Source organism: Nocardioides renjunii (assembly GCF_034661175.1).
Classification (GTDB): domain Bacteria; phylum Actinomycetota; class Actinomycetes; order Propionibacteriales; family Nocardioidaceae; genus Nocardioides; species Nocardioides renjunii.
In genome coordinates this window covers 1,116,588-1,133,183 of record NZ_CP141058.1, presented here as the reverse complement: position 1 = coordinate 1,133,183, position 16,596 = coordinate 1,116,588, and the positions used below count along the sequence as shown (strand labels likewise).

General features: G+C 73.9%; 19 protein-coding genes. 10 read left to right on the top strand and 9 right to left on the bottom strand.

The genetic code is table 11. The features are described 5' to 3' along the window. Both SHK17_RS05365 and SHK17_RS05360 read right to left on the bottom strand, forming a co-directional pair. The gene (locus SHK17_RS05365; protein WP_322921329.1) at window positions 1-1,584 is read right to left on the bottom strand and encodes an LCP family protein; all 1,584 of its coding nucleotides are present in this window, start codon (window positions 1,582-1,584) and stop codon (window positions 1-3) included. Window positions 1,585-1,713: 129 nt separating this feature from the next. Then, window positions 1,714-2,211, bottom strand: a complete 498-nt coding sequence (locus SHK17_RS05360; RefSeq protein WP_172270375.1) for an acyl-CoA thioesterase — start codon at window positions 2,209-2,211, stop codon at window positions 1,714-1,716. A 25-nt stretch (window positions 2,212-2,236) separates the two neighbouring features. Between SHK17_RS05360 and SHK17_RS05355 the strand changes: the two genes are divergently transcribed. The 6 genes from SHK17_RS05355 to SHK17_RS05330 all read left to right on the top strand — a co-directional run bounded on the left by SHK17_RS05355 (window position 2,237) and on the right by SHK17_RS05330 (window position 7,977). After that, window positions 2,237-3,466, top strand: a complete 1,230-nt coding sequence (locus tag SHK17_RS05355) for an LCP family protein (protein WP_172270373.1) — start codon at window positions 2,237-2,239, stop codon at window positions 3,464-3,466. 227 nt (window positions 3,467-3,693) lie between these two features. Next, entirely contained in the window at window positions 3,694-4,410 is a 717-nt protein-coding gene (locus SHK17_RS05350; protein ID WP_322921326.1) for a PadR family transcriptional regulator, read from the top strand. Continuing rightward, window positions 4,407-4,859 carry a DUF1707 SHOCT-like domain-containing protein gene (locus SHK17_RS05345; protein ID WP_322921324.1) on the top strand — a complete coding sequence of 151 codons (453 nt, stop codon included), beginning with the start codon at window positions 4,407-4,409 and terminating at the stop codon, window positions 4,857-4,859. The genes SHK17_RS05350 and SHK17_RS05345 overlap by 4 nt, the downstream gene beginning before the upstream one ends. Before the next feature lie 42 nt (window positions 4,860-4,901). After that, complete coding sequence (locus SHK17_RS05340) at window positions 4,902-5,441, top strand: hypothetical protein (RefSeq protein ID WP_322921322.1); 540 nt, start codon at window positions 4,902-4,904, stop codon at window positions 5,439-5,441. A gap of 59 nt (window positions 5,442-5,500) precedes the next feature. Continuing rightward, entirely contained in the window at window positions 5,501-6,280 is a 780-nt protein-coding gene (locus SHK17_RS05335; RefSeq protein ID WP_322921320.1) for a YcnI family copper-binding membrane protein, read from the top strand. Further along, entirely contained in the window at window positions 6,277-7,977 is a 1,701-nt protein-coding gene (locus tag SHK17_RS05330; protein WP_322921318.1) for a copper resistance protein CopC, read from the top strand. The genes SHK17_RS05335 and SHK17_RS05330 overlap by 4 nt, the downstream gene beginning before the upstream one ends. Here the strand turns inward: SHK17_RS05330 and SHK17_RS05325 are convergent. Continuing rightward, the gene (locus SHK17_RS05325; protein ID WP_172270363.1) at window positions 7,955-8,800 is read right to left on the bottom strand and encodes a hypothetical protein; all 846 of its coding nucleotides are present in this window, start codon (window positions 8,798-8,800) and stop codon (window positions 7,955-7,957) included. The genes SHK17_RS05330 and SHK17_RS05325 overlap by 23 nt on opposite strands. 70 nt (window positions 8,801-8,870) lie before the next feature. Between SHK17_RS05325 and SHK17_RS05320 the strand changes: the two genes are divergently transcribed. Beyond that, complete coding sequence (locus SHK17_RS05320; protein WP_322921315.1) at window positions 8,871-9,680, top strand: DNA/RNA non-specific endonuclease; 810 nt, start codon at window positions 8,871-8,873, stop codon at window positions 9,678-9,680. A gap of 54 nt (window positions 9,681-9,734) precedes the next feature. Next, complete coding sequence (locus tag SHK17_RS05315; protein WP_172270359.1) at window positions 9,735-10,397, top strand: PAS and ANTAR domain-containing protein; 663 nt, start codon at window positions 9,735-9,737, stop codon at window positions 10,395-10,397. Window positions 10,398-10,415: 18 nt separating this feature from the next. On the opposite strand, the gene SHK17_RS05310 is transcribed toward SHK17_RS05315, so the two are convergent. Continuing rightward, entirely contained in the window at window positions 10,416-11,588 is a 1,173-nt protein-coding gene (locus SHK17_RS05310) for an acyl-CoA dehydrogenase family protein (RefSeq protein ID WP_322921312.1), read from the bottom strand. Between the two features lie 53 nt (window positions 11,589-11,641). Here SHK17_RS05310 and SHK17_RS05305 point away from each other — a divergent pair, with 53 nt between their 5' ends. After that, window positions 11,642-12,085, top strand: coding sequence for a CoA-binding protein (locus SHK17_RS05305; RefSeq protein ID WP_172270355.1), 444 nt, complete (start codon window positions 11,642-11,644; stop codon window positions 12,083-12,085). Here SHK17_RS05305 and SHK17_RS05300 read toward each other — a convergent pair. Genes SHK17_RS05300 through SHK17_RS05290 form a run of 3 tightly spaced genes read right to left on the bottom strand, consistent with a single transcriptional unit; the run spans window position 12,082 to window position 14,305 of the window. Next, a complete protein-coding gene (locus SHK17_RS05300; RefSeq protein ID WP_322921310.1) occupies window positions 12,082-13,083 on the bottom strand; it encodes a Gfo/Idh/MocA family protein in 1,002 nt (333 codons plus the stop codon). The two genes, SHK17_RS05305 and SHK17_RS05300, sit on opposite strands and share 4 nt — an antisense overlap. A gap of 21 nt (window positions 13,084-13,104) precedes the next feature. Next, window positions 13,105-13,419: an FAD dependent oxidoreductase family protein gene (locus SHK17_RS05295; RefSeq protein ID WP_322921308.1), complete on the bottom strand. Its 315-nt coding sequence runs from the start codon at window positions 13,417-13,419 to the stop codon at window positions 13,105-13,107. Next, window positions 13,382-14,305: an FAD-dependent oxidoreductase gene (locus SHK17_RS05290; RefSeq protein WP_322921307.1), complete on the bottom strand. Its 924-nt coding sequence runs from the start codon at window positions 14,303-14,305 to the stop codon at window positions 13,382-13,384. The genes SHK17_RS05295 and SHK17_RS05290 overlap by 38 nt, the downstream gene beginning before the upstream one ends. A 50-nt stretch (window positions 14,306-14,355) precedes the next feature. Between SHK17_RS05290 and arfB the strand changes: the two genes are divergently transcribed. After that, window positions 14,356-14,790 carry an alternative ribosome rescue aminoacyl-tRNA hydrolase ArfB gene (arfB, locus tag SHK17_RS05285; protein ID WP_172270349.1) on the top strand — a complete coding sequence of 145 codons (435 nt, stop codon included), beginning with the start codon at window positions 14,356-14,358 and terminating at the stop codon, window positions 14,788-14,790. On the opposite strand, the gene purE is transcribed toward arfB, so the two are convergent. After that, window positions 14,787-15,326, bottom strand: a complete 540-nt coding sequence (gene purE / locus SHK17_RS05280) for a 5-(carboxyamino)imidazole ribonucleotide mutase (protein ID WP_172270347.1) — start codon at window positions 15,324-15,326, stop codon at window positions 14,787-14,789. The genes arfB and purE overlap by 4 nt on opposite strands. 87 nt (window positions 15,327-15,413) lie before the next feature. Further along, window positions 15,414-16,583: a 5-(carboxyamino)imidazole ribonucleotide synthase gene (locus SHK17_RS05275; RefSeq protein ID WP_172270345.1), complete on the bottom strand. Its 1,170-nt coding sequence runs from the start codon at window positions 16,581-16,583 to the stop codon at window positions 15,414-15,416. Window positions 16,584-16,596: the final 13 nt, after the last annotated feature.

The following is a 16,596-nucleotide window of genomic DNA, read 5'->3' as shown; positions in this document are numbered from 1 at the left end:
TCAGCAAACCGCGCCGAGGTCCTCCGACTGGTTGGCGGCGTAGCCCTCGGAGAGGGAGCCGATCGAGCCGCCGGTGACGTCGTCGGGGGTGGTGGGCGCCGTCGGGGTGGCCGGCGCGGACGCGTCGTCGCCGGCCGGGGCCGGGGTCTCGGCCGTGCCGTCGGAGCCGGCGTCAGGAGTGGCGTCCGTCGTCGTCGACGCGGCGTCCTCCCCCGTCGGCGCGTCGGCCGCCGGGGCCGCCTCGGCGGTGTCCGGGGCGGGCTGGCGACCCTCGGCCCGGGCGATCACCGCGGCGACCCTGCGCTGCACCAGCGCGATGTCCGGGTCGGCGGTGTTGATCATCGGCGGGACCAGCGACAGCGTGGCGATCTTCTGGCTGCGGGCCTTGAGGGCGAGCTCGACGAAGCGGTCGACCTCGCCGCGGGGGACGTCGGTGGAGACCATCGCCGAGCTCGCGCCGGCGATCTTCTCGAAGTTGCGCAGCGCGTCCTGGGGGCTGACCTGCTGGAGCATCGCGCTCATCACGCACTTCTGGCGGGCCATGCGGGAGTAGTCGTCGGAGCCCTCGCGGGCCCGGGCGAACCAGAGGGTGTCGTGGCCGTCGAGCGTGCGCTTGCCGGGCTCGATGTAGTGGAACGACTCCTCGTGCGGCAGGCCGACCGGGATCGGCTGGCGCACGTTGAGCTCCACGCCGCCGACCGCGTCGACGAGGTCCTTGAACCCCTCGAGGTTGACCATCGCCCAGTAGTTGATGTCGAGGCCGGTGATGCCCTCGACGCCCTGGACGGTCGCGTCGACGCCCGGGTTCTCCGAGCCCTTGAACAGCTCGGCGTGGTCGAGCGCCCAGGTGGCGAGGCCGTTGAGGTACATGCCCTCGACGTCGAAGCCGTCGGGGAACTGCTCGGCCATCACCGACCCCTCGGCGAACGGGAAGTTCTGCATGTTGCGCGGCAGCGAGATCAGCACGGTCTTGCCGGTCTCGGCGTCGATGCTGGCCACGGTCATCGAGTCGGGACGCAGCCCCCAGCGGCCCGCGCCGGCGTCGCCGCCCATGAGCAGCACGTTGTAGCGGCCCTCGGCGGCGCCCACCGCCGAGCCCTCGCCGAACATCGTGATCATGAACTGGCGCTGCACGCCGACGACGTGGGCGCCGAAGAGCAAGGCGCCGGCGACGCTGAAGCAGAGGAAGCCGTTGACCCCGACCACGGCGAGCCGGTGCTGGCGCTGGAGCGTCAGCGGCTGGCCGAGCCGCCAGGCGTCGACGAAGAGGTAGGCCCAGCCGACCGCGAGCGCCATCAGGCCCACGCGCAGGAGCTGGAGGAGGCCGGTGTTGGTGCCGGCCCAGAAGGCGACGCCGTGCCAGACGTACGACGCCACCGCGGCGACCAGCGCCAGGACGGCCAGCGTCAGCCACGTGCGGAGCGCGATCCTGCCCACCCGTCGGCTGCCGGCGACCAGCTGGGCCGATCCCGGGAGGACGAGGGTCATCAGCATCAGCGTCACCGCACGCCGGAAGCGCACGCGCTGGGCGCGGTGCAGCGTGGTGAACCGCGGCTGGGTCGACCCGGAGGGGACGGACGACATCGCAGGGCCTTTCTTGCTGGGGGAAGTCAGCCCGCCCAGTATCACCAGTCACACCTGTCACAGCCGGTCGCGACGCGCCGGGGCCACGAGGTCGTCGCCCCAGGGGTGGGGATCAGGCGTGGGTCGCGGTCATCCCTCGCGGCCCTCGTCGATCTCGGCCTTGCGCGCCAGCCGGTGCGAGCGCCGGATCTCAGCCTCGCGCCGGCGGCGTACGTCACCGGGCGTCTCGGTCTCCAGCGGCGGGACGGGCCGCGGCCGGCCCTCGTCGTCGATCGCGACGAAGACGAAGTAGGCGCTGGCCACGTGCACCGGCTCGTCGGTCGCGTTGCCCCACGGCTGCGCCTCGACCCGCACGCCGATCTCCATCGAGGAGGTGCCCGCCCAGTTGACCTGCGCGTAGGTCTTGATGATGTCGCCGACGTGGACCGGCGCGAGGAAGGTCATGTCGTCCATCGCCGCCGTGACCGCCGGGCCGCCGCTGTGCCGGTGCGCCACCGCGCCGGCCGTGGAGTCGGCGAGCTTCATGATCTCGCCGCCGTGGACGTTGCCGAGGAGGTTGGCCTCGCTCGAGTGGGCCATGATCCCCAGGCTCACCCGGCTGTAGGACGTGGGCCGCGGATCCGTCATGACCCGCACGGTAGCGTCCATGCGCATGGCTGATCGTCCGCAGGGCTCCGGCATGCCCGAAGAGGGGACCCCGGAGTACGACTGGCTCTACGGCAGCACGCCGAGGACCCCGCCCGGCGACGCCACCCAGCGCATGCCGGCGCAGTCGGCGGGGGGCGGGGGCGCGTCGTCGGCACAGCGCCCCGACGAGACCCGGGTCATGCCGGCCGCCCGTCGCGAGGCGCGCGGGTCCGGTGGGCAGCCGCCCGGCGGCACGCGTACGGCGACCGCCGCGCCGCCACCGCGTCCGCAGCCGGCGAAGCGGCGCTGGCGTCCCCGCTTCCGGCTCGGGCTCATCCCTCTGCTCCTGCTGCTCCTCGTGGTCTACCTCGTCGCCGTCCCGCTCTACCACTGGACCACGATCGACAAGGTCGACGCTGCGCCCGACGGCGACCGCCCGGCCGACCAGCCCGGCACCAACTACCTGATCGTCGGGTCCGACAAGGCCGACGACCTCTCCGCCGAGCAGCGCAAGCTGCTGCAGACCGGACCGCGCGGGGGCACCAACACCGACACGATCATCGTGCTCCACACCGGCTCCGGCGGTCGGACGATGATGTCAATCCCGCGCGACACCCTCACCGAGGTCCCCGGCCACGGCACGCAGATGATCAACTCGGCGTTCGCGCTCGGCGGCCCGCCGCTGCTCGTGTCCAGCGTCGAGGGGTTGACCGGCATCCACATCGATCACTACGTCGAGCTCGGCTTCGGCAGCATGATCAACACCGTCGACGCCTTCGGCGGCGTGGAGATCTGCCCGAAGCAGGACATGAAGGACCCGCTCGCCCGCCTCGACATCAAGAAGGGGTGCCAGGAGGTCGACGGCCTCACCGCGCTGGCGTACTCCCGCTCGCGGCACGTCACCGCGCTCAGCGACCTCGACCGCGTCGCCCGCCAGCGCGAGGTGATCAGCGCCCTCGGCGACGAGGCGCTCTCGCCGTGGACGTTCGTCAACCCGGTCCGCTACTGGGGGATCAACGACGCCGCGTCCGGTGCCATCCGGGTCGACGAGGAGATGAACCCGCTCGACCTCGGTCGCTTCGCCCTGGCGATGACCGGCGACAGCCAGACCTGCACCATGCCCAACCTGCCCGCACCCAGCGACCCCAACCGGATCGTCGCCGACCCCGAGCGGGCGCCCCAGCTCTTCACCGCGATCATCGACGACTCCGAGGTCCCGAAGGCGGCGTGCACGCCGACCGGCCGCGCGCGCTGACCCTCGCGCACGCTGTGTGAGCCCGCACCCCGAGCGGTGAGTGAGGCAGGTTCTGCGATCCCAGAACCTGCTTCACTCACCGCTCAGTGCATTTCCCTTGATCGACGGTCGCCCCCGGCGTACGCTCACGATATATCGTGATACGTCACCGATAGGTCTGCGATACATCACGACCGTCACCGACCGTTCGCTTCGTCTCCGACCATCTCTGACCGAGGGAGCACGACATGGGACACCACTGGCCCGGCGCCGACTGGCCCGGCAACGACCGCGACGACACGGCTGACCGGACGGACCGGGGCGAGCGCGCCGGCGCCGACTGGGGCAGCACCTGGAGCCACTTCACCTCCGGCGGCGGCGGCCGCGGCCGACGCCCGAGCGGCCCGCCGCCGTGGCTCGGTGAGATCTTCGGCCTCGCCACCGCACCCCAGCGACCGCAGCCGCGCGGCCCCCGCGTGCGCCGCGGCGACGTGCGGATGGCGATCATCGACGTCCTGCACCGCGCGCGCACGGCCGACGAGCCGATCAACGGCTACCAGGTGATCCAGGAGATCGCCGAGCTGAGCAACGGCGAGTGGCGCCCCTCCCCCGGCTCGGTCTACCCGACGATCCAGCAGCTCCAGGACGAGGGACTGGTCGAGGCCGACGACGAGCGCGGCCGCCGCACCATCCGGCTCACCGACTCCGGTGTCGCCTGGGCCGCCGAACACGTCGACGAGCTGGCCGGCGTCTGGGCACCCTTCGCCCGCACCGAGACGCCCGCGACCGACCAGCCCTCGGGCCAGGCCGACTTCAAGAGCGAGATCGGGCAGGTGATGAGCGCCGTCTGGCAGCTGGCCACCCAGGGCTCGGAGCAGCAGCGGCGCGCGGCGCTCGACGTCCTCGTCGACACCCGTCGTCGCCTCTACGGCATCCTCGCGGACGGACGGGACGGCGAGCGATGAGCACGCCCGACCCTCGCATGCGGATCGCGGACAGCGACCGCGAGCGCGCCATGGCGGACCTCGCGGAGCACTACGCAGAGGGCCGCCTCGACCACGAGGAGTACGACGAGCGGCTCGACGCGATCTGGACGGCTCGTACGCGGGCGGACCTGGCGGTCCTGTTCAGCGACCTGCCGCGGCCGCGGGCGGCGCAGCCCCCCGCCCGACGTGCGCCGCAGCCGCGACCCGGTCGGTCCCGCGTCCCCCTGCTCCCGGTCCTGGCGGTGCTGATCGTGCTGAGCGTGCTCACCGGCGCCCCGTTCTGGCTGCTTGTCTTCCCGCTCATGTTCCTGCGCGGCCGGGGCCAGTCGTGCGGACAGTGGCAGTCCGGTCACGCCGGTCACGCTGGCCACCCCGGTCACGCCGGGGCGACGGACTACCGGCGACCGCGGGGCACGGCCGGCTGGTAGGGCCGACCACGAGCGCACGCGCGGCTCTGAGAGCATGTGCGCGTGACGTTCGAGGCGAGGGTGGTGCAGGCGCGCGCGCCGCACGGCCTCGCCCGCGCCGCCGCGGCCACGGTCGTGGCGGTCACCGGCGCCGCCGCCGCCCACACGTGGGCCGGCGGCGAGGTGCCCACGGGGCCGGGGCTGGTGCTCGTCGCCGCCGTGGTGCTCGCCGGCGGCTGGCTGGTCCTCGGCCGGGACGTGCCCGCCTGGGCCCTGCTGCCCGTCGTCGCCGCCGCCCAGCTCGGGCTGCACGAGTCCTTCGGCCTCGTCGCCGGCCACGACCACCACGCCGCTGCCGTGCCCGACCCGGGCTGGACCTGGCAGATGGTGGCGGCCCACGCGTCCGTCACGCTCGCGACCGCCGTCCTCTGGTGGGCCGGCCGGCGCGCCGCGTCGTACGTCGTCACGCTGCTGGCGCACGCGTCGCTGCCGGTCACCCCGCGGCTTCACCGGCGCCCGGCCGACGCCCCCGCGGGCACCACGCTCGTGCACCTGCTCGTCTCCCCGAGGCGCGGACCACCCCTGGCGGTCCTGCCCACCTGAGCCCGGTCCGGGCTCGGGGGCACACGCGACCCCAGACCCGCACCTCACCCAGGAGAACCATGTCCTTCGAGCTGTCCACCCGTGCCCTCACGCGCCTCTGCGTGCTGCCGGCCGCCACCACCGCCCTCGCCCTCTCGCTCGTCTCCCCCGCCTCCGCCCACGTCGGCGCGACGGTCTCGGACGCCTCGGCGGGCGCCTACACCATCGCCACCTTCAGCGTGCCGCACGGCTGCGACGGCTCGCCCACCACCCGCATCGAGATCCAAGTGCCCGAGTCGGTGCTGGCGGTGACCGCCACCCGCAACCCGTTCTACGAGGTCGAGACCACCATCGAGCAGCTCGACGAGCCGGTCACCGACGGCCACGGCAACGAGGTCACCGAGCGCACCGCCTCGGTCGTCTACACCGCCGACACCCCGCTGCCCGACGGCCAGCGCGACACCTTCGAGCTGTCCTTCCAGGTGCCCGACGCCGCCGGCGAGACCCTCGCATGGCCGACGATCCAGACCTGCGCGAAGGGCGAGACCGCCTGGACCCAGGTGCCGGCCGAGGGCCAGGACGCCGACGAGCTCGAGAGCCCGGCCCCGTCCTTCGAGATCCTGCCCGCGAGCGGCGGCGACGGCCACGGCGACGAGACGGCTGCCGAGCCGGCCGAGAGCGAGGCCGAGGCGGAGGCCGTGCCGGCCGAGCCGACCGGAGCGACCGGGGCGACCGAGGCGGAGGCCTCGGCGCCGACGGACGACGGCTCGTCCGCCCTCGGCTGGGCCGGGCTCGTCGCCGGGCTGCTCGGCCTCGCCGCCGGTGGTCTCGCCCTGGCTCGGACGCGCACCACCTCGTGACCTCGCCGGCGCGACCGGCGCGGAGGCGCCGCACCGGCGTCGTGGCCGGGGTCCTCGCCCGGGTCCTGGCCACCGCGCTGGTCGCGCTCGCGACCCTGCTCCTCGGCAGCTCGTCCGCCTCGGCGCACGCCGAGCTCGTCGAGACCGACCCCGCCGAGGGGGCCGTCGTCGAGACCGCTCCCGAGACCGTCACGCTGACGTTCAACGAGCCGGTGCGGCTGACCTCGCAGGAGGTTGCGGTCTACGACGCCGCCGGTCAGCCGGTCGACGCGACGGCCAGCGCCGGCGGCACGGACGTCACGGTCGACCTGCCCGGGGCGGCCGGGCTCGCCGACGGCACCTACGTCGTGTCGTGGAACGTCCTGTCGAGCGACGGCCACCCCATCTCCGGCGCGCTGACCTTCTCCGTCGGCGCACCCAGCGCGTCGGTGACCGCCCCGCCCGAGCCGACGTCCTCCTCGGCCGCGGTCAGGGTGGTCCGCGACGTGGTCACCGTCGTCTCGCTGGTGGGTCTGCTCCTCGCGGCGGGGCTCGCCGTCTTCGTGGCCCTCGTCCTCCCCCGCTCCTGGGCGGGCACCGACGTCCGTGGCCGGCTCAGTCGGCTGCTGCGGTACGCCGCCGCGGTCGCCGTGGCCGGCGCCGTCCTCCAGGTGCCGGTGGCGTCCGTCTACGGTCAGGGCCTCGAGCTGGGCGACCTGCTCGACGCCTTCGACCAGGCACTCGTCCGCAACGAGATGCTGGCCGCCGCGCTCGTGGCGGCCGGGCTCGGCGCGGCGGTGCCGGCCTGCACGACCGCGCCGCCGGGCCGGTGGGACCGGCTGCTGCTGGCCGGCGGCGCGCTCGTCGCCGTGGCCGGTCCGTCCGTCGTCGGCCACTCCCGCGCGTTCACGCCGACGGCGCTGCTCGTCGCCTCCGACGTCCTGCACGTGGGCGCCGGGGCGATCTGGCTCGGCGGGCTCGTGGGGCTCGCGCTCACCTTGCGGGCGCTGTCCGGCCGCGAGGTGCTCGCCGCCCGGACCCTCGCCCGCTTCTCCGCCCTGGCCGGCGGCGTGCTCCTCGCCGTCGCCGCCACGGGGACCTTCATGGCCTGGCGCATCGTCGGGTCCTGGACGGGCCTGGTCGAGACGGCGTACGGCTGGCTGCTGCTCACCAAAGTCGCGATCGCCCTCGTGGTGGCCGGCGCGGGCGGCTGGAACCGCTGGCGCACCCTGCCCGCGGTCGAGGCGGCCGCCGGGTTCGGCGACCGCGAGCGCGCCGCGGCGGCGGTGACCCGCACGGTGCGCGTCGAGGCGGTGCTGCTGGTCGCGCTCCTCGGCGTGACGGGCTTCCTCGTCAACCAGTCCCCGCGGCCGGCCCCGGTGACCGTCGCGACCGGGTCGACCGGGGTCGGCGCCGCCACGGCGGACGACCTGCGGGTGCTCGCCGTGATGGACCCGCGCCGCACGGGCAGCAACACGCTGCTGGTCCAGGTGCAGGACGCCTCGGGCGAGCCGTACGACCCGCCGGTCAACCCCGTGGTCGAGCTCCGCACCGAGGGGCTCGACGTCGGCGAGGTCGCGGTGACGCCGATCGCCGCGGGCACCTACCGCGGGGAGGTCGTCGTCCCGCGGGCGGGCGAGTGGGAGGTGCAGGTCAGCCTCACGCTGAGCCGCTTCGAGAACCCGGTGACGACCGTCAGGCTGACCGTGCGACCGTGAGCTCGACCGGCACCGTGTGCAGGAAGCCGTCGACCCGCACCTGCACGAACAGCCGGTAGTCGCCGGGCTCCTCGACCTCGGCGTGGAAGGTCAGCTCGGACCCGTCCTCGGTGAGCTCGGGGGCCGCGAGCGGGTGCAGGTGCACCATCGCGCCGGTCCCGGTGTGGAAGCCGGTCACGTGCCCGTAGGCGCCGAGGAACGTGCCGATGTCGACCGGCTGCCCTTCGGCGTCGCGCACCACCAGCCGCAGCAGGCCGTTGTCGCCGGTGACCGGCGCCTCGGCCACTGAGACCTGCACGGCCCGGTCCTCAGCAGCGGTGTCGCCCGGGTCGCCCGGCGGGAGCGCGAGCGGGCGCCCGAGCACCACGTGGTCGCCGTTGCCGCCCTCGTCGACCGCGACGAACTCCGTGACGACGCGGTAGCCACCGGCGTCCGGGACGTCGAAGGGCGCCGTCCACGTGCCGTCGTCGGCGCGGGTGGGGTGCAGGTGGCGGAAGACGGTGAGCTCGTCGTTGACGAGGTAGAGGTGCAGCTCCTTGGTGAGCTCCTCGACGTAGTCCGTGACCGGCCGGCCGTCGGGGTCCTCGATCCGGAAGCGCAGCTCGCCGATGCCGTCGTCGGCCTGGCGCACCTGCAGCCCCTCCAGGGAGTAGCCCACCTCGCTGGTGCGGGTGCCGTCGCCCACGGGCATCGACACCATCGCGCCACCCGCGCCGTGGGAGTGCCCGGCGGCGACCTGGCCCTCCTCGCCGGTGCAGCCGGCGAGCGTGCCCACGACGACGAGGGCGCCGGCCAGTCCGAGAGCGGCAGCGCGGGTCCTCACCGGGTCAGCGTACGAGGTCCGCACCAGCGTGTGGCGCACGCCTGTCGCACCCGTGCGGGACCATCGACCCATGGCAGAGCCCGGCTACGACCCCGACTTCCTCGACACCACCCTCGGGCCCCCGCAGGCGCCCGACGAGCCCGGCCCGTTCCCGGAGCTGGACCGCCCGCTCGACTACGTGCACTTCAGCCTCCGCATGCACCCCACCCGGCGGCTGGCGTGGTGGGTCGCCTGGAACATCGACGGGCTCCGGCTCTTCCCGGGCGACAGCATCAGCCGGTCGGGCGAGCGCTTCCGCGCCGACCCGCGGATCCCGGCGGAGGCGCAGACGCTCGACGCGGCCTATGCCGACAACCGCCTCGACCGTGGCCACGTCGCCCGCCGGTCCGACCTGCTGTGGGGCACCCTCGACGAGGCACGCGCGGCCAACTCCGACTCCTTCCACTTCACCAACATCACGCCCCAGCTCGACGACTTCAACCAGTCGGGGCGCGGGGGCAGCTGGGGCCTGCTCGAGAACGCCGTGCTCGCGCAGGAGGGGCTGGAGGACCGCCGGCTCACGCTGTTCGCGGGACCCGTGCTGCGCGCCGACGACCCGGACTACCGCGACATCGTCCAGGTGCCGCGCGAGCACTGGAAGGTCGTCTGCTACCGGATGGAGGGGCAGCTGCGGTCCAAGTGCTTCGTGCTGTCCCAGGACCTCGACGGCGTCGTCGACCGGTCCTTCCTCGACGACTTCGACACCTACCTCGTCCCGCTCGAGCTCCTCGAGGAGCGCACCGCACTCAGGTTCGCCAGCCTGCGCGACGCGGTGCCGGCCGGGCTGCGGCTCCCGGACGGGCCCGTCCTGGTCGCCGACGCCGGGGAGGTGGACTGGTAGATCCGCACTCCTTCGAGGCTTGTTGGGGGGCGCCGGAGTGGGCAGGATTCGTGCATGGGGCAGGGAGCGGGCGGAGGGGCGTTCAACGCCTCGCTGTGCGCCCTGGTGGGGCGGTACACCTACCGTCCCGCCACGGACGAGTGGTGGTGGTCCGACACCATGTTCCGCATCCACGGGTTCGAGCCGGGGGCGGTCGTGCCGACCACGGCACTGGTCATGCGGCACATCCACCCCGAGGACGTGGAGGCCGCCTGGGAGTCGCGAGAGGCGGTCGTGGGCCGCGGAGAGGCCTACTCCTTCCTGCACCGCATCGTCACCGCCACCCAGGCGCACAAGGTGGTCATCGCCGCCGGCCACGTCGAGGACGAGGACGGCACCCTCGTCGTCTCGGGACACCTCGTCGACCTCACCGACGTACGCCGCGACGCCGTCAACGCCGAGCTGGAGTCGGCGGTCGTGGACTTCGTCGGGCACCGGGCGGTCATCGAGCAGGCCAAGGGCGTGCTGATGCAGCTCTACAGCGTGGACGCCGACACGGCGTGGGTCCTGCTGCGCGCCTTCTCCGTCGACACCAACCGCAAGGTGCGCGACATCGCCCGGGCCCTCGTCTCGGCGGCGGCGGACGACCGCACGCCCACCAAGCGGCAGCGCGTGTCCGCCCACGACATGCTCGAGCGGATCTACGCCGAGGCGCTGGAGGGCGCGCCGCCCGGCTGACCGGGCCAGACCGCGGGCTCAGAGCTCGCTCTGGACCCCTGCGAGCAGCTGGCGCGCCATCACGATCCGCTGGACCTGGTTGGTGCCCTCGTAGATCTGGGTGATCTTGGCGTCGCGCATCATCCGCTCGACCGGGTAATCGCGGGTGTAGCCGTAGCCGCCGAGCACCTGGACGGCGTTGACGGTGACCTCCATCGCCACGTCGGAGGCGAAGCACTTGGCCGCGGCGCCGAAGAACGTCAGGTCGGAGTCACCCCGCTCGGAGCGGCCGGCGGCGGCGTAGGTCATCTGGCGGGCCGCCTCGATCTTCATGCCCATGTCGGCGAGCATGAACTGGAGTCCCTGGAAGTCGGCGATCGACCTGCCGAACTGCTGGCGCTCCTTGGCGTAGTCGAGGGCGTGGTCCAGGGCTCCCTGGGCGACACCGACGGCCTGGGCCGCGATCGTCACCCGGGTGTGGTCGAGGGTCTTCATGGCGGTGGTGAACCCGGTGCCCTCCTCGCCGATCATCCGGTCGGCGGGGATCCGCACCTTGTCGAGGTAGACCTCGCGGGTCGGGCTGCCCTTGATGCCGAGCTTCTTCTCCGGGGCGCCGAAGGAGACGCCCTCGTCGGACTTCTCGACCACGAAGGCCGAGATCCCGCCGCGGGTCTTCTTCTCGGGGTCGGTCACGGCCATCACGGTGTAGAACTCGGACTCGCCGGCGTTGGTGATCCAGCGCTTCACGCCGTCGATGACCCAAGCGTCGCCGTCGCGGACGGCGCGGGTCTTCATGCCACCGGCGTCGGAGCCCGCGTCGGGCTCGGAGAGGCAGTAGGAGAAGCCGCCCTCACCGCGGGCGAGCGCGCCGAGGTAGCGCTTCTTGAGCTCCTCGGAGCCGGCGATCTGCACCGGGAGCGAGCCGAGCTTGTTGACGGCGGGGATCAGCGAGGACGACACGCACGCGCGGGCCACCTCCTCGATCACCAGCACCGTGGCGAGCGCGTCGGCGCCGGCGCCGCCGTACTCCTCCGGCACGTGCGGGGCGTGGAAGTCCGAGGCGAGCAGCGCGGCGGCGGCCTCGTGGGGGTAGCGCGCCTCCTCGTCGACGGCGGCCGCGTGGGGGGCGATCTTGGCGTCGCACACCGCGCGGACGGCCTCGCGGATCGCCTGGTGCTCCTCGGGGAGGGCGTAGAGGGGGAACTCGCTCATGCACGAATTGTAGGACGTCCATCCTTTCTGGAGGAGGCGTCTACGGTGTGGGCATGACCACTCCGGCTGCTCCCGCCTGGCAGGACCACGAGGCCATCGACCGCATGCTCGACGAGCTCGGCACGTGGGCGGTCGTCGGCCTGTCCGGCGACCCGTCGAGGACGGCGTACTCGATCGCCGCGCTGCTCCAGGAGCGTGGCAAGCGGATCGTGCCGGTGCACCCGCAGTTCGCCGACCCCGCGGCCCCCGCGGTGCTCGGCGAGCAGGGCTACGCCTCCCTAGCCGACGTGCCGTTCGCGATCGACGTCGTCGACGTCTTCCGTCGCTCGGAGGCGGCCGGCGAGTTCGCCGACCAGGCGGTGGAGGTCGGGGCGCAGGCCGTGTGGTTCCAGCTCGGCGTCGTCGACCACGAGGCCTTCGCACGCACCACCGCGGCGGGGGTCGCGATGGTGATGGACACCTGCCCCGCCATCGAGTGGCGGCGCCGCGGCCGCTAGCCCTCGAGGTCGACCGTCGCCTCGGCCATCGTGATGCCGAGCTGGCCGAGGCACTCCTCGAGCACCCACTGCACGTCGAGGGTGTCGGCCAGCGGCATCACCGGGCTCTCGGTGAGCCCCGCGGCCAGGCAGCGCTGGACCTCCTCGACCTGGTGGACGTAGCCGGTGCCGGTCGGCGGCAGCTCGACCTCCTCGGCCTCCTGCCCGTTGCGGCGTACGACGACGCGGCTCGGGTGGTGGAACGGCGGCACGAGCTCGAGGGTCCCCTCGGTGCCGACGAGGAGCGCGCGTCCCGGCGTCGCGCTCGCGAGCGAGCAGGTCAGCGACGCGGCGCGCCCGTCGGCCCACGACAGCTGGATCGCGGCCGAGCGGTCCGCACCGTTGGGGTAGGTCGTCCCGGTCGCGGTCACCCGGTCCGGGCGGCCCAGGAAGTGCTGGGCCAGCGAGATCGGGTAGACGCCGAGGTCGAGGACCGCCCCGCCGCCGAGCGCCAGGTCGAAGAGCCGGTTGCCGGGGTCGTACTCGCGGAAGGCACCGAAGTCGGCCTGCACCAGCAGCACGTCGCCGATCGCGCCGCCGGCGACGAGGTCGCGCGCGTGCCGCAGCGCCGGCTGGAAGCGGGTCCACATGGCCTCCATGCAGAAGACCTCGGCGGCGCGGGCCGCCGCCACCACCTCCTCGGCGCCGGCCAGCGTCGCGGTGAAGGCCTTCTCGACGAGCAGCGCGGTCCCGGCCTCGACGGCGGCCAGCGCGAGCGCGTGGTGCTGCGGGTGCGGGGTGGCGATGTAGACCACGTCGACCTCGCCCCGCGCGCCCGCGTCGAGGAGGTCGCGGTGGGTGCCGGACCCGGCCGCCCCGAAGCGGTCCGCGAAGTCGGCGGCCGATCCCGGCGAGCGGCTGCCCACGAAGGCGAGCTCGGCGTCCGGCACCAGGGCCAGGTCGGTGGCGAAGGCCGCAGCCATTCCGCCGGTCGCGGCGATTCCCCAGCGCGTCGTCATGGCACGACCCTAGGGGCTCGCCTAGGGCCAGGCGCGGTCGACCACGTGCTGCGCGATGGCCAGGCTGGAGGTCGCGGCCGGCGAGGGCGCGTTGCGCACGCAGGTCACGCCGTCGGCGTGCGTGATGCGGAAGTCGTCGACCAGGCTCCCGTCGCGGTCCACCGCCTGCGCGCGCACGCCGCTGCCGGCGCGGCGCACGTCCGCGACGCCGATGGCGGGCACGTAGCGCGACGCGGAGCGCATGAACGCGCGCTGCGACGCGGAGCCGACCACCTCGTCGATGCCGGTGCGCCAGTGCTCACGGGCCAGGCGCCAGAAGCCTGGCCACGCCAGCACCTCGCGGAGGTCCGTCGCGGAGACGTCGCGCCGCCGGTAGCCCTCGCGCCGGGTGGCGAGGACAGCGTTGGGGCCGACCTCGAGCTCCCCGGTGACTCGGCGGGTGAAGTGGACGCCGAGGAACGGGTAGCGCGGGTCCGGGACGGGGTAGACCATCCCCCGCACCAGGTCCTGCTTGGCGGTGCTCACGGCGAGGTACTCCCCGCGGAACGCGCAGGATGGCCGGCCCGCGCTCGCCGTCGACGAGCGCGGAGACCCGGTCGGCGTGCAGGCCGGCGGCCACGACGACGTGGTCGAAGTGCAGTGGTGTGGGATCGCCCTCGACCTGCACCGTCGCGCCATCCGCACGGCGCCGGATGTCGACCACCTTCGCCCCGAGCCGCACCCCTCCGCCGCCGGCGAACACGTCGTCGGCCATCGCCTGCGTGATCGCGGTGTAGTCGGTGATGGCGGTCTCCGGCGAGTGCAGCGCGGCGAGCCCGCCGGCGTGCGGCTCGACCTCCCCGATCTCCCCGGCCGCGAGGCGCCGCAGCCCCGGCACCCCGTTGTCGGTCGCGGTGTGCGCGAGGGCGTCGAAACGCCCCATCTCCTCACGGTCCACCGCGACGACGAGCTTGCCGCAGGCGTCGTACGCGATCGAGTGCTCGGCGCAGAAGTCGCGCAGCATCGTCCTGCCGCGGGCACACAGCTCGGCCTTGAGGCTGCCGGGCTTGTAGTAGATGCCCGCGTGCACGACGCCCGAGCTGTGGCCCGTCTGGTGCGCCGCGAGGCGGTCCTCCTTCTCCAGCACCACGACCTCGGTGCCCGGACGGCGACGGACGACCTCGCGCGCGATGGCGACGCCGAGGATCCCGCCACCGACGAGCCCCACCCTCATCTCCCCCATGCGGAGGACGCTGGTGGGTGCGGCAGCCACCGTCAAGCCACAATGTCGGGATGCGCGACCTCCACGTCCCCGCGGGCCCGGGCCTGCCCGAGGGCCTGGTCGTGCCCGCGACCGACCTCGTCGAGCGCTTCTCGCGCTCGCCGGGCCCCGGCGGCCAGTCGGTGAACACCTCGGACTCCCGCGTGGAGCTCGAGCTCGACGTCGCCGCGACCAGCGCGCTGACCGACACCCAGCGCACCCGCGCGCTGCGTCGCTGGCCCTCGGGCCGGATCGCGATCGCCGCGTCGGAGCACCGCTCGCAGCACCGCAACCGGGTCGCCGCCCGCGAGCGGCTCGCCGACGCGCTGCGCGAGGCGCTGGCCCCGCCGCCTCCTCAGCGACGCCCGACGCGACCGAGTCGCGGCGCCAAGGAGCGCCGGCTGCGCGCGAAGAAGGAGCGAGCGGGCACCAAGGCCCTGCGCGGCCGGGTGCGCGACCGGGACTAGAAGCCGACGCGGCGGGTCTGGCCCGCCGCCGCCTGGCGGACGACGTCGCCCTTGGCGTGCGCGGTCTCCGCGAGCGTCGACGCGTGGTCGAGCAGCCGCTGCCGGAGCTCGGGGTCGCTGGTCGCGAGGATGCGCGCAGCCAGGAGGCCGGCGTTCTTCGCGTTGCCGATGGCGACGGTGGCGACCGGGATCCCGCCGGGCATCTGCACGATCGAGAGCAGCGAGTCCATGCCGTCGAGGTACTTCAGCGGCACCGGCACCCCGATGACCGGCAGCGGCGTGACGGAGGCCAGCATGCCGGGCAGGTGGGCCGCTCCCCCGGCGCCGGCGATGACCACCGACAGGCCGCGGACGTGGGCCTGCTGGCCCCACTCGATCATCTCGGTGGGCATCCGGTGGGCGGACACCACGTCGGCCTCCCAGGCGACGCCGAGCTCGGTGAGCGCCTCCCCCGCGGCCTGCATGACGGGCCAGTCGGAGTCCGAGCCCATCACGATCCCGACCTTCGCGCTGCCCTGCTGGACCTGCTCACTCATGGGTCGACCCTCTCGTCGGTCTCTGCTGGCTCGGGCTGGCTCGGGCTGGCTCGGGATGGCTCGGGATGGCTTCGGGTGGCTCGGCGCTCATTCGCTCTCGTCGCCCAGGTCGCCGCGGAACCAGGCGGCGGCGTGGCGGGCCCGCTCGAGGCAGTCGTCGAGGTCGTCGCCGTAGGCGTTGACGTGGCCGACCTTGCGGCCGGGCCGCAGGTCCTTGCCGTAGAGGTGCACGCGCAGGTGCGGGTCGCGCGCCATGGCGTGCGGGAGGCCGTCGTAGAGGTGGCCGCTGTCGGTGGGTCCGCCGAGGATGTTGACCATCACGGTCCAGCGGGCGCGCGGGGCCGGGGAGCCCAGCGGGAGGTCCATGACGGCACGCAGGTGGTTCTCGAACTGGGACGTCACGGCGCCGTCCTGGGTCCAGTGGCCGGTGTTGTGCGGACGCATCGCCAGCTCGTTGACCAGGATCCTGCCGTCGGTGGTCTCGAAGAGCTCGACGGCGAGGATGCCCGTGACGTCGAGCGCACCGGCGACGCGCAGGGCGATCTCCTGCGCCTGACCGGCCAGGGCGGGCGCGAGGTCCGGGGCGGGGGCGACCACCTCGTGGCAGATGCCGTCGAGCTGGGTGGAGGCGACGACGGGGTACGCCGCGGCCTGGCCGCTGGGCGAGCGGGCCACGAGGGCCGACAGCTCGCGGCGGAAGTCGACCAGCTCCTCGGCCAGCACCTCCACCCCGGCCGCGGTCGCGGCGTCGAAGGCGGCCTGCGCCTCGTCGGCGCTGCGCACCACCCACACGCCCTTGCCGTCGTAGCCGCCGCGGGTCGTCTTGAGGACGCACGGCATCCCGAACGCCTCGACGTCGGCGGTCGTGGTGACGACGGCGTTGCGGGGGCACGGCACGTCGAGCTCGGCGAGACGGCGACGCATGACCGCCTTGTCCTGGGCGTGCACGAGCGCGTCGGGACCGGGGCGTACGGCGACGCCGTCGGCCTCGAGGGCGTGCAGGTGCGCGGTCGGCACGTGCTCGTGGTCGAAGGTGACCACGCGGGCGCCTTCGGTCACCCGGCGCAACGTGGCGAGGTCGGTGTGGTCACCCACGAGCTGGTCGGGGATGACCTGGGCGGCGGAGACGCCCTCGGCCTCGGCGAGCAGGCGCAGCGGCAGGCCGAGCGCGATCGCGGGCTGGGCCATCATCCGCGCGAGCTGGCCGCCCCCGATGACGGCGAGCGTGGGAGCGCGGTGCGAACCGGTCGAGGACACGACCGGAGCCTAT